The sequence below is a fragment of the Burkholderia sp. FERM BP-3421 genome, from assembly GCF_028657905.1.
Classification (GTDB): Bacteria; Pseudomonadota; Gammaproteobacteria; order Burkholderiales; family Burkholderiaceae; genus Burkholderia.
The window spans coordinates 1,957,835-1,970,391 of record NZ_CP117781.1 but is presented as its reverse complement, the minus strand read 5'-3'; the positions used below and the strand labels follow the sequence as shown (position 1 = coordinate 1,970,391).

Below are 12,557 nucleotides of genomic sequence, written 5' to 3'. Positions count from 1 at the left end.
TTCGGCCGGCGGCGGCCGGCTGCCTTCGATCCGTTTCAGATTCCGGGAGATACCATGAAATCGACGCTACGATGGCTTGCCGTGATGTGCGCGAGCAGCGCGCTCGGCATGGGGGGCGCGCACGCGGCGACGTTCAGCGCGGCATCGGCGGTGCAGGCGAGCCCTGTGTCCGACAGTCCGAACTCGCTGTTCATCGATCGCAACGGCGCGTTCTACGTGCAGAACGCGTTCGCGCAATACGACGACGTGCCCGCCAATCATTACTGGAAGTTCTACACGGGGCCGAACGTGGATTCGCTGACGGAGTCCGCCGCGCATTCCCAGTACGACACCCGCGTGCTGTGCAACGCCAGGAACCCGGTCGCGATCGCGCTGTTCGGTCAGCCGGTGAAGTCGCACACCGGTTACACGCAAGCGGACTACTGCGACCTGATCGGCGTGTGGGTGGATCCGGATTCGGGCGACTGGTACGGGATCGTTCACAACGAGCTGTTCGGCAACGACCCGCGCGTCGACGCGATCTCGTATGCGATTTCCACCGACCAGGGCGCGAACTGGACGCTGCAGGCGCCGATCCTCACGTCGCCCTACGGCCGCGGCGATCCGAAGACGCCGTATTACTACTACGGCGACGGCGATCCGCGCCTGTACGTCGACAACGTGTCCGGTTACTTCTACCTCTTCTACACGAGCCGCATCCTGGGGCAGAACGGCAACCCGAGCGGCTTCGACAACTACATGTGGGCGCACGCCGCGCGCGCGCCGATCAGCGACAAGATGAAGCCGTCGTCGTGGCGGAAGTTCCACGACGGCAAGTGGGAGCAGGCGGGCGGCACGAACTGGACCTGCGACGCGGCGACGGCCGCCGCGACGCCGTGCGCGGCCGCGCCTGTGTCCAGCGCGCTCGAATCGAACCTCGCGGGGCCGGCGACCGACCTGAGCGCGCAAGGCGGGCCGGCCGCCGACCAGACGGGCGGCGAGACGTTCGCGCCGCCGGCGCAGGGCGCGGGCGACCTGCTGTCGGCCGGCTATACGAACGGCACGATGCGCGTGATGAGCGTCGCATGGAACGTGTACCTGCAGAAGTACCTTGCGATTGCCGAGGACCGCACGATTTCGAATCCCGGCACCCGCGAGTTCGACTACGGCGCGCCGGCCACGACGCTGAAGTTCTATGTGTCCGACGATCTGGCGACGCAACGCTGGGCCTTCGCCGGCAGCGTGCCGTATTCGTCGACCTCCTGGTATCGCTGGTTTACCGACAGCGTGTCGAAGACGTCGGCCGCGACGCTCGGCAGCACGTTCCGCACGTATTGCGTATTCGGTTCCTGCTCGAAGTACGATGCGGAATACATCGACGTGACGGTCGCGCTCGAGCCGGCGAAGGGCCACGCGCCGGCGGCGTACGCCGATGCGGGCGGCGTCACGGTGCCGGTCGCGTCCGGGTCGAGGCGGGTGTACATCGTGCATCCGGGCAGCGCGGCGACGAATCTGCCTGCCGCCGCTGACGGCGCATGGACGCTGGACGCCGTCGGCGACGGCTTTTTCACGCTGCGGCTCGGCAAGCGCTATCTCGGCGTGGGCGGCGGCGCTGCCGGACGCGCCTGGGGCGCGGCGCCGATCTGGACGTCGAGCGCCGCGGGCGCGCGGCAGCAATGGTATTTCCAGAAGATCGGCGATGGCGCGGCCGGCGGCTATCGGCTGGTCAATCGCGACAGCGGGCTCGCGCTGAACGTGCCCGGCAGCGCACTGACGGCGAACCTCGCCGGCGTGGCGACCGTGCCGATCCGCAGCTGGGATGCGGCGCCGCGCGCGTCGATCGCGGTGTGGCCCCGGGCGCAGCAGGCGTTGCGCCTGGTCGCGAAGTGAGTCGCGCGCGCGGATGAGGCGGGGATCCTGGCGCGAGCGCACGTTGCGCCGACGACGCAGTGGCCGGGTCAGGCTCGTCGAGCATCGCCGCGCGTGTGCGATGGTGGGCCGGACGCGCGACGCTCACCGGGCGATCCGTTTAAGGCGGCATTAAGGCCGGTGTCAGTCGCGCGTAAAAATCGGTGGCGGGCGGGCATGAATTATCTCTATAATCGTTCCTGCATTTTGACCGACCGCGCGAGATTGATTTAAGACGCCAATACACCGTCCGAGGTTCGCCTGTCGAGCATCGCATTGCTGGAGCGCCGCGCCTTTGCGCGGCGCGCGCCAGCGCCCGTCCCGCGGGCGTGAGCGCGCTTCTGTCGCCGGCGGCGAAAGCCGATCCTGGATATAGCCGGCGTCCGGCCCGATCGCAGCGAATTAACGCATTCGCATTATTGCGAATACGGCGTTGAATCCGATCGATTTCGAATCATTTTCGATGCCAATCCCAATGCGCATTCCGTGAATGGCATGCGGGACTTCGCTCGCGCCGGTCGTTTGATCCGACACGACAACGGCAGCGCGCGACGGCACGCCGCCAGGAGGCAGATCCCAGTGAAAGCGCAAGACGAACAACTGCATCGCGGCCTGGAAGAGCGGCACATCAACCTGATGGCGCTCGGCGCCACCATCGGCGTGGGCCTGTTTCTCGGCTCCGCCGCCGCGATCCGCACGGCCGGCCCGGCCATTCTGCTCACCTACATCCTCGGCGGCGTCACGATCTTCCTGATCATGCGCGCGCTCGGCGAGATGGCGATCCACAACCCGGTCGCGGGCGCGTTCAGCCGCTACGCGCAGGACTATCTCGGGCCGCTCGCGGGCTATCTCACGGGCTGGACCTACTGGTTCATGTGGATCGTCACCTGCATGGCGGAAATCACCGCGGTCGGGGTCTACATGCACATGTGGTTCCCCGACGTGCCGAACTGGATCTGGACCTTCGCCGCGCTGGTGCTGATGGGCGCGGTGAACTTCATCGCGGTCAAGCTGTACGGCGAGTTCGAATTCTGGTTCGCGCTGATCAAGATCGTGACGATCGTGCTGATGATCGCGAGCGGCGCGCTGATGATCGTGTTCGGCTTCGGCAACGGCGGCGTCGCCACCGGCATCTCGAACCTGTGGACCCACGGCGGCTTCATGCCGAACGGCTTCACGGGCGTGATCGATGCGCTGCCGATCGTGATGTTCGCGTATCTCGGCGTCGAGATGCTCGGCCTGACGGCGGGCGAGGCGCGCAATCCGGAGAAGTCGCTCGCGAAGGCGGTGAACTCGGTGTTCTGGCGCGTCGTGATCTTCTACGTCGGCGCGCTGTTCGTGATCATGTCGATCTACCCGTGGGATCAGATCGGCACGCAGGGCAGCCCGTTCGTGATGACGTTCTCGCGGCTCGGCATCCCGGCGGCGGCGGGCATCATCAATTTCGTGGTGCTGACGGCGGCCTTGTCGTCGTGCAACAGCGGCATCTTCAGCACCGCGCGCATGCTGTACAACCTCGCGCAGCAGCGCCAGGCCCCGGCCGGCCTCGCCTCGGTGAACCGGCGCGGCGTGCCGGTGTACGGCGTGTTGATCTCGGTCGCGCTGCTGCTGATCGGCGTCGTGCTCAACTATTTCGCGCCGCAGAAAGTGTTCGTGTGGCTCACGTCGGTGTCGACCTTCGGCGCGATCTGGACCTGGTGCGTGATCCTCGTCGCGCAGCTGCGGTTCCGCCGCCATCTGTCGCCGGCGCAGTTCGCGCGCCTGCCGCTGCGGGTGCCGTTCTATCCGCTGTCGTCGTTCGTCGCGCTCGCGTTTCTCGCGTTCGTGGTGGGCCTGATGACGCTGTCGCCGGACACGCGCGTCGCGCTGGTCGTCGGCCCACTGTGGATCGTCGGCCTCACCGTGTTCTATTTCGTGTACCACGCGGGCCGGCGCGCGCCGGTCGCGTCGCCCGACGCCTAGCAGGCTGTTGAATTTGGATACGGTGTAAACGGGCCCTGAGGGCGGTGCGTTAGAGATATCGTGTTCATGATCTTGAGCAGGCGAGAGCGATGCGCGGAATGGACGAGATGCAAGAACCGCTGTTCACGACGGTGAAGCTGGAAGACTTCGTGCCGGCCGATCATCCGTTGCGACCGCTTCGGTTGCTGGTCAATCAAGCGCTGAAGCGACTTAACGGATTGTTCGGCACGATTTATGCGGACAGCGGCCGTGCGTCGATTCCCCCCCCGAGAAGCTGCTGCGTGCGTTGCTGCTGCAGGTGCTGTACTCGGTGCGCAGCGAGCGCATGCTGATGGAGCAGATGCGCTACAACCTGCTGTTCCGCTGGTTCGTCGGACTGGCGATCGAAGACGCCGTCTGGGACCACTCGGTGTTCTCCAAGAACCGGGATCGTCTGCTCGAGCACGAAGTGGTCGAAGCGTTCTTTACCGAAGTCATGAGCTTGGCCGACAAGCAAAGGGCTGCTCTCCAGAGAACACTTCTCGGTTGATGGCACGCTGATCCAGGCGTGGGCCAGCCACAAGAGCTTCCGGCCCAAGGACGGTTCGGACGATCCACCGGCCGGCGGTGGCCGCAATGTCGACACCGACTGGAAGGGCAAGCGGCGCAGCAACGACACGCATGAATCGAGCACTGATCCGGATGCGCGCCTGTTCCGAAAGGGGCGGCAAAGCGGAGCCATCCTTTGTTATCAGGGGCACATCCTGATGGAGAACCGCTCGGGCTTGGTGGTGGGCGCAGTGGTCAGTCACGCGGACGGTTTCGGCGAACGCGCGAGTGCATTGCGCCTGCTCGATTGCGTACCGGGTCGTCACGCCAAGACGCTCGGTGCCGACAAGGGTTACGACATGCGCGACTTTGTGCGGGATTGCCGAACGCGCAAAGTGACGCCGCACGTCGCGCGCAACGACACGCATCAAGGCGGCAGCGCGATCGACGGACGGACGTCGCGGCACGCCGGTTATGGCATCAGCCAAGTGATTCGCAAGCGCATCGAAGAGCACTTCGGCTGGGGCAAGACCGTCGGCAGGATTCGGCAGACCGCGTATCGCGGCATCAAGCGGGTCGACCAGCACTTCAAGCTGACGATGCTGGCGAGCAACCTGACTCGAATGGCCCGAATACTGGCAGCGGTGCCGCAAGGAGCCACGCGATGAGCCGCCCGAGCGCAGCAGTTGCGTGGCAACGCGCCGGCCGGTCCGCTCTCCAGCGGCGCATCCGGCACGATCCGTCTGCAACTCAGCGGCCAATCGCATACGAAACCCTTTTAAACCGTGCCCCGATCGCCAAAGCGAGGCGCTTTTCAACAGCCTGCTAGCGCCTGTCGTGAACCGATCCCGATAAGCGGCAAAGCGCATGGCATCTCGCGGGCCGCCGACTCGCGCATCGCCGCTCATTCGCGGCCGCGCGGTCGAGCGGTCGTCTCGGCGACGCGGTCGACCCAGTCCCGGTAGAACGCGCGGTACTTGAGCACGAGCTTGTCGTACTTGCTGTACGCGCCGCCGCCGTCCGGCTTCATCCCGTTCCAGATCTTGACGTCGTACCCCGCGGCCTGTCTGGTCTGCAATCCGAACAGCACGAAGTCGGTCGCGCGGCGCAGGGCGCCGCCCGCCTTCCTGATCGAGATGAGCATGTGCATGACGTTCTTGCCGTCGCTCACGGGCGTCACGCACTGGAGCAGCTTGTATTTGGCGTCCCCGTCCAGGGCGACGGTCATGACGCACCCGCCGGGGTAGCCGTCGAAGTGCAGGTTCATCTGCGACATGTTGAGGCCGAGCGCGCGCGACAGCATGCCGAGGGGGCCGAAGTAGCGGTCCACGGTGAAGTCGATCCCGGCGCCGAACCACGCGCCCGCCCGCGCCAGCGACTCGACCTCCGGCCACCGGCGCCAATCGTCGAAGAGCTTGAGCTCGAAGGCCGTGACCGGGAGCGCGTGCACGGGCGTCGCGTGCTGCGCGTCGTAGAAGTTCTCGACGATCCGCAGGACCGCCGTCGTCGTCTCGAACGCGAAGTGCAGGTGCATGTAGTCGCCGTTGTCGACGTCGGCCGCGGCGATTTCGGGCAGCGGGTGCAGCGGCTGCGGGGAGCCGTACCAGACCCACACGTAGCCGTATCGCTCGGTGGTGGCCAAGGTCGGCTGGCGCGCCCCGCGCGGGACCGGCTCCAGCCGGCGCACCGCAAGGCTGTGGCCGGGGATGTGAACGCATTGGCCGTGCTCGTCGTACCGCCAGTGGTGGAACGGGCACTGGATGCACCCGTCCATGACCCGCCCGTCGGCCAGGTTCGCGCCGAGGTGCGAGCAGTGGCGGTCCATCACCACGGCCCGCCCCGTCGCGCCGCGCCACGCCACGCACGGACGGCCGAAGAGCGTCAACTCCGTCGGCTTGTCCTTGAGGTCGTCCGAGCGCATCGCGACGTACCAGCTCGCGGCCAGGCGCGTGGTCGCGTCGTACGCCCCCGGGGAATGCTCCCGGGTGCCCGCTTGATCCAATTGAACGTCGTTCATCGTTTTCGTTCCGGCGTCGGCCGACTACTTCAGCGCCAAGCCGATGCGGGTCGTGACGTACGCCTTGAGCAGCGCGAACATCGGGTTGTAGTCGAAGTACTTTTTCACCTCTGCCGGCGCGCTGGTTTGCGTCCAGTGCATCAGCTTCATCGCCGGCAGCAGGCTGTACTTCGAGTTGTTGAGCTGCGGCTTGGCCCCGGTGATGCAGTACCCGAAGCCGAACATCGGCCTGGCGAAGTCGCGTTCGTCGATGAGGGCGTGGATCCGCGCCGCGGCTTCCTCGGCCGGCTTGAGCCCGGCGCTCACGGCCTCGACCTCGGCTTTGGCGTCGTTGAACAACTGGTAGTAGCCCTCCATGTCCGCGCACAGGTACCCGAGGTACGGTGGGTCGTTGTCGAGGTGATCGAGGTCGCCCTCGTCACGCGACGCGCGGAACCTCGCGTGGGCCTGCACGAGCCGGAACTGCCCGAGGATCGTGCCGACCGCCCACAGCCGGTGGAACGCATCCCACAGGCGGAAATCCGAGAACGCCGTGTAGCAGCAGCTGACGAAATCGTCGTTGTGGTCCAGGAGCTTCTGCTGCAGGCGCTCGATGTACTCGAAGCGCTCGGGGGAGAAGTCGTCGTCGCGCAGCGCCTTGATGAGGCGCGCCGCGAGCGCGTGGATGGTCACCGCGGTGTTCTCGAGCCCCCGGGAGAAGAGCGGGTCGATGAAGCCGTTCGCGTGCAGCATCAGACAGTAGCGGTCGCCGACGCAGGCGCTCGACGAGAATTGCAGGCGGTCGGTCCTGACCCAGTCGCGCACCGGCACGGCGTCCCGGAATTGCGCTCCGATGCTCGGGAAGCGCGCGAGGAATTCATCGAATTCCTGCTGCGCGGAGATGTCCGTTTTCGGGTGGACGCGCGGGTCGAGCTGCAGGCCGACGCTCACCAGGTTGTTGGTCGACCGCGGGTGGTTGTTGAACGGAATCACCCAGAGCCAGCCGCCCGCGAACATGTGGTGCAGGGTCCCCTCGTGCCAGCGCCAGCGCTGCCCCTTGACCTTGAAGATGTCGTCGAACGGCTTGACCCCGAGCATGTGCGTGTAGAGGCTGCGCGAGTGCGTCTTGAAGCGACACGGCTCCTCGCGGAGCTTGAACTTGGTCGCGAGCGGCGCGCGAGGGCCTCCGCAGTCGATCATGTACCGGCCGGTGAACCGTTCGCCCTGGGCGGTGGTCACCGCGACGCCGTCCTTGTCGGCGTGGTATTCGGTCGCGTTCGTCTTCTGGCGGACCGTGCAGCCGTATTGAATGGCGGCCTGCAACAGGTAGGCGTCCACGTCTTGCCGGTAATAGTGGCTCTCCGGGCCCCACGGCAGCTCGGGAATGACGCACTGCGTGAACTCCTTCGGGTCGTGCTCCTGGCCGGGCTTGTGGAACACGAAGCCGAAGTTGCGCTTGATGCCCGTGCTCGACGCGACGTAACGCTGCGTCGCGTAGAACGACGTGATGCGGTCGAGCTCCGGAATGCCGTAGCGATCGGCGATGATGCGGTTCATCAGCGACGTCTCGGGGATCGACGATTCGCCGATCGTGAACCGCGGGTGCGACGACTCCTCGATGATCAGCACGCGAAACTGTTGTTTGGCCAGGATGGCGCCCATCTGGGTGCCGGACATGCCCGAGCCGAGGATGATCACGTCGTAGTGGTTGCTATCGCGCCCGTTCGCGGGGTTCAGCTGAGTCATGGGGCAACTCTCCTGGTGGGATGGAACACAGGGCCGCACGCGTCAGGCGTCAGGACTCGTCGAGCGCGGCGCGGAGGCGGGCCCGCACGGCGCGCGTGAGCGTGAGCAGATCGCCGAGCATGCTGGGCGCGTATCCCCCGCTGCCGATTGCGGGGCCGCTGCGGCCGACTTCGTACGTCCGCTCCGCCAATTTGAGGTGGGGTGCGCGGAAGCGCAGCAGGATCTCGAAGACCCGGTCGAGGGCCGCCAGCCCGGCCCTGACGGACTCGTCCCGCGCGCCGAACGCGTGCGCCTCGCCGAGCGCGCGGTCGACCAGCGCCGGCTCCCCGGCGAACCGCGCGTAGACCGCCCTGAACGCGGGAAGCACGTAGGGCAGGTAGGTCTCCTTGAATTCTCGGTAAGTGGGGTGGTCCGATTGTGAGCCCCATAGGACGTGCTCCAGCACGAAGAGGGGCATTTCCACGGCACCGGGGCCGAGGTAGCTCTGGCCCCCGACTCGAATCGGTTCGTAGAAGGGGCGCAGTTCGTCGTAGAAGACCTGCACCGAGATGAAGCGGAACGCGTAAACGATCGATTCGACCATTTTATGAAGATAGGCCGCCAGCTCGTCGCATCCTTGCGCGAACGCGGGCGATCGCAGGGGCACGTCGGACAGCTCGACGGTCAACGCGATGGCCGCCTCGAGGTTTGCCATCGAGATGCGCACGCTCGCGAGCAGGTGCGCTTCGTCGCTGAGCCCGGTGTAACTCCGCTGCGCGTCGGCCGTCGCGGGATTCCAGACCGTCACATGCAGGAGCGTCTCGCGCGGTGGCAGGCCGGTCACACGCGCCAGGTCGAGCAGCACTGGTTCGAGCCCGGGCACCACGTCCGTGGGTTCGTGTCCGTGCCGCTTGAGCGACCCCAGGAAGAACCCGATGTCCCGCATCGCGGCGGCGGCTTCGACGAAGCCCCAGCCGGAGGGCACGCCGCGCGCCGGGAGGAACTCGTGCAATAGGCCAACGATGCCGGGCACGTCCTTTTTACGGTTCAGGCCCGGCAGCTGCAGAACGAGCGCCCGCGCTTGCAGCGGATCGCAGGCCGCCACCGCGGCGTGCGTGGCCGCGAATGCGCATACCCGGTCCAGGGCGCGCATCATGACAGGGTTTCCGGCGCCGCGAGCGTCGGCCCGGGCTGACTGCGAGACGGCCCCGCGTCGCCCCCGCGCAGCGACCGCAGGTAGTCGTAGTTGGTCGGCAGGCTCGTCCGCAGACGCTCGGCCTCGCGCCGGATGCGGGCGAACATCGCCTCGGCCTTCTCGATCGACTCCGGTCGGTGCTGCAAGAGCGGCAGCGACCGGTCGGGCAGCATGCCCAAGCCGGCAAAGACGCAGTAGTAGTTTCCGTTCAACCAGAAGTTCTTGAATTCGTAGTCGAAGGTCTCGTAGTACGTGGAATCGTCGAACGACGTGGTGGTCAGCGGCAGCCCGGCCTTGTAGCGCTCAACCTTCTCTTTGATCGCGTCCGAGAGCCGCAGGTCGTGCCGGTTCGCGAGCCAGAAAGGCGTGTCTTCGCGCGACGTGGTGAAGTAGTGCGCCTGGACGAAATCCCGGCAGTCGTCGAACATGTGGACGATCTCGGCGTTGAACGCGTCGGCCAGGCGCGGATCGAACGCGGTATCGGGGAAGTGCTTCACGAGCTGATAAAGCGCCGCGTAGATGAAGTAGATTCCCGTCGATTCCAGGGGCTCCAGAAAGCACGACGACAGCCCGATCGCGACGCAGTTGTTGACCCACGCCCGTCCGTTGCGCCCGACCCGGAACTTGATCTGGTTGAGCGGCTGCTTGTCCGAGAGGCCCCAGAGGTCGAGGAAGTCGGCGGTGGCCTGGTCGCGCGAGGTGAACTTGCTCGAGAAGACGTAGCCGCTGCCGAACCGGCCCAGCATCGGTATCTTCCAGGTCCACCCCGCGTTCATGGCGATCGAGGAAGTGTACGGCTCGATCCCCACGCGCGCGTCTGCGTTGGGCACGGCGCTGGCGACCGCGCTGTCGCACAGCAGGTAGTCGGACATGTCGATGAAGGGTTCCTTCAGGGCCTGGTTGATCAAGAGCCCCCGCATGCCGGAGCAGTCGATGAACAGGTCCGCTTCCAGCGTCCGTCCCTCCTTGGTGGACAGGCTGGAGATGTAGCCGCGGTCGTTCAGGTGAACCCCCTCGACCTCGTCGACCACGCGGCTCACGCCGCGTTCGACGGCCCAGCGCTTCAGGAAGTCGGCCACCAGGTGCGCATCGAAGTGCCACGCGTGGGACATCTGGCGGGTGCCGTCGGGCAGGCACGGCGCGAGCTTGTCGTCGAGCGCCTCGGGCTGCGGGTAGCAGGCGTACTCCATCGGCTGCCGGAAGCCCTGTTCGCGCTTGCGAAGCCAGTAGTGGGTAAGCGGCACGCCGTCGCAGTTCGGCACGGTGCCGAACAAATGGTAGAAGTAATCGTCGCGCGAGCGGTCGGGCGATTTCCTCCAGTTCACGAACTTGATGGCGGCCTTGAACGCGCCGTTCACCTGGGGCATCCACTCCCGCTCCGGTATCCCGAGGAAGTCGAAGAACACCTTCTGCAGATTCGGGATGGTCGCCTCGCCCACGCCGATCCGGGGAATCGCCGCGGATTCGATGAGCGTGATGTTCGCCTGCTGCTGGAGCGCCCGGACGAGGTACGAGGCGGCCATCCAGCCCGCGGTGCCGCCGCCCACGATGACGATATTCTTGATGGGGTTGCTCATCACACTCTTCCCATAGGACTTAAAACCTGAATGGATAGTGCCGTCTTATCGGACTGAACTCGCCACTCGTCCGGTAACGCGTCATAACGTGTCTGGCTCATCACGACAAATCGACAAATGACACCGGGAAGGCATGGTGAATCGCAACGAAGTTGGGCAGCGCTGCGTGAAAGAACTTCCCCTCGCCGCATCACCCGACCACAGCACGCCGTCCAGCGCACCGGTCCGCAGCAGAGGACGCACTGGCCCCTCCGACGAGACCGTCTTTCGGGTGCCTGCCACGTCTCCAGGGCAGTGGGGGATGTCCATCAACGCAATACCCGGACACCGTTGCCTGCATCCCGAGAGGGTGATGCGAGGCTGTTTTTCTCTCAACTTAAACAAAAGGACAACTTAGCAATATGAGTCGCTCATCGCACCGTCGGCGCACCGCGTAAGGGATGCCGCATCAACAGATTGACTTGCCGATGCGGCATCGTCATTAGCGCATCGAGAGGTTCGGACAACGTCAGCTTCGCGAGGCTTGCCATCCCATGTACGTAACCTCTCCGATACACCTTAGCAATGTTAACGACGGGTATCTCGCAAAATTTCATATCAATCTGAATTGATCCAGAGGAATACTCAATCCCGGAAAATATCGGCGAAAGGAGAGGGCGCGCCGATGGATTTTTGTATAAAAAGTGAAATTGAATACAGAATTAAAATAAAAATAAATCCGTCGCCATTTCTGAGGCAAAGATGCCAACCTTGGCGCATTTCGGCGGTCTTGGCCTGCTGCCCGCGTTTAGGGGGTGTGATGAACTTGGCCGCTGGTCGGACGAGACGTCGGGATGCAAACCCGCAAGCCTTATCGGAGCGATGCAAGCGACGAACAACGGTCGTTCGTCGTGGCGTATCTGGCGCTGGTGCGAGAAGGCGGTGAACAATGCCGCCACGCGCTTCACGAGGTATTCAATGCGCCGCGCTGGTAGTTCCGAAGCGGCGCGCCGCGGCGCATGTCGCCTATTGACCTGCTCTCGTGGGAAGCACTCTGTCAACCGACGCAGCGCTGGAGGCGAGCGGGTTGTTTCGAGGCGATCGTGCATGGCCTGCGAGAACTGTCGAGCGCGTGCGATGAGGGCAAAGCGCAACCCGGCGCCATGATCCGGGACAGCCGCACATTGCAATCGACACCGGAATCCGGCTCGCACGCCGCAAGGGTTCGAAAGTGCATCTGGCGGTTGATACTCCGGGTCGGTTGCCGGCGCGGCAAGTGGCACCGGCCCATGAGCAGGATCGCGCGCAGGTCGAGCAATTGGCCCATGCGGGACAGGAATCGACCGGCCGGAGGTTGACGCTTGCGTATCTGGATCAGGGCGATACCAGCGAAGCGACTCGTCAGGCTGCACAAAGCCGCTGCATCGAATGGAGGGGGCAAGCACACCGAGGCCATACGTGGTTTCGTGTTGCTGCCCGGACGCCCGGGTGGCCGAGCGCCGCTTCGCACGGGCCGCGCGCCTTTGACGCCTCGCGCGCGGCGATGAACGGTTGTCTCACACGCTGGCCGGATTCCATGTCCTCGCCTTCGCTTGTCTGATGCGGCCCAAAATCATCGACTTCATTCATATGGGTTCATGACAGGCGCCAGGCGTCGGGCGCTTGCGTGCCGCGCGCGACGTCGCATTGGAGTTGCGACCTGGCGGGC

6 protein-coding genes and 2 pseudogenes are annotated in these 12,557 nt (G+C 65.3%); 4 read left to right on the top strand and 4 right to left on the bottom strand.

The window, feature by feature from the left end:
• The first annotated feature begins 54 nt into the window (after positions 1-54).
• From Bsp3421_RS11710 to Bsp3421_RS11700, 3 genes and pseudogenes are all read left to right on the top strand, one after another.
• Positions 55-1,869, top strand: a complete 1,815-nt coding sequence (locus Bsp3421_RS11710) for an RICIN domain-containing protein (RefSeq protein WP_273996124.1) — start codon at positions 55-57, stop codon at positions 1,867-1,869.
• 654 nt (positions 1,870-2,523) lie between these two features.
• Positions 2,524-3,849: an amino acid permease gene (locus tag Bsp3421_RS11705; protein WP_443111510.1), complete on the top strand. Its 1,326-nt coding sequence runs from the start codon at positions 2,524-2,526 to the stop codon at positions 3,847-3,849.
• Positions 3,850-3,938: 89 nt separating this feature from the next.
• Positions 3,939-5,045: pseudogene (locus Bsp3421_RS11700) on the top strand (IS5 family transposase).
• Between the two features lie 236 nt (positions 5,046-5,281).
• Here Bsp3421_RS11700 and Bsp3421_RS11695 read toward each other — a convergent pair.
• The 4 genes from Bsp3421_RS11695 to Bsp3421_RS11680 are packed head-to-tail and all read right to left on the bottom strand — an operon-like array spanning position 5,282 to position 10,870.
• Complete coding sequence (locus Bsp3421_RS11695) at positions 5,282-6,394, bottom strand: Rieske 2Fe-2S domain-containing protein (RefSeq protein ID WP_273996122.1); 1,113 nt, start codon at positions 6,392-6,394, stop codon at positions 5,282-5,284.
• 24 nt (positions 6,395-6,418) lie between these two features.
• A complete protein-coding gene (locus Bsp3421_RS11690; protein ID WP_273996121.1) occupies positions 6,419-8,119 on the bottom strand; it encodes an NAD(P)/FAD-dependent oxidoreductase in 1,701 nt (566 codons plus the stop codon).
• 49 nt (positions 8,120-8,168) lie between these two features.
• On the bottom strand, positions 8,169-9,254 hold the full coding sequence (locus Bsp3421_RS11685) for a monodechloroaminopyrrolnitrin synthase PrnB family protein (RefSeq protein WP_273996120.1): 1,086 nt from the start codon (positions 9,252-9,254) through the stop codon (positions 8,169-8,171).
• The gene (locus tag Bsp3421_RS11680; protein ID WP_273996119.1) at positions 9,251-10,870 is read right to left on the bottom strand and encodes a tryptophan halogenase family protein; all 1,620 of its coding nucleotides are present in this window, start codon (positions 10,868-10,870) and stop codon (positions 9,251-9,253) included. The genes Bsp3421_RS11685 and Bsp3421_RS11680 overlap by 4 nt, the downstream gene beginning before the upstream one ends.
• An 833-nt stretch (positions 10,871-11,703) precedes the next feature.
• Between Bsp3421_RS11680 and Bsp3421_RS11675 the strand changes: the two are divergent.
• Positions 11,704-12,490, top strand: a pseudogene (locus Bsp3421_RS11675) (transposase).
• Positions 12,491-12,557 lie beyond the last annotated feature (67 nt).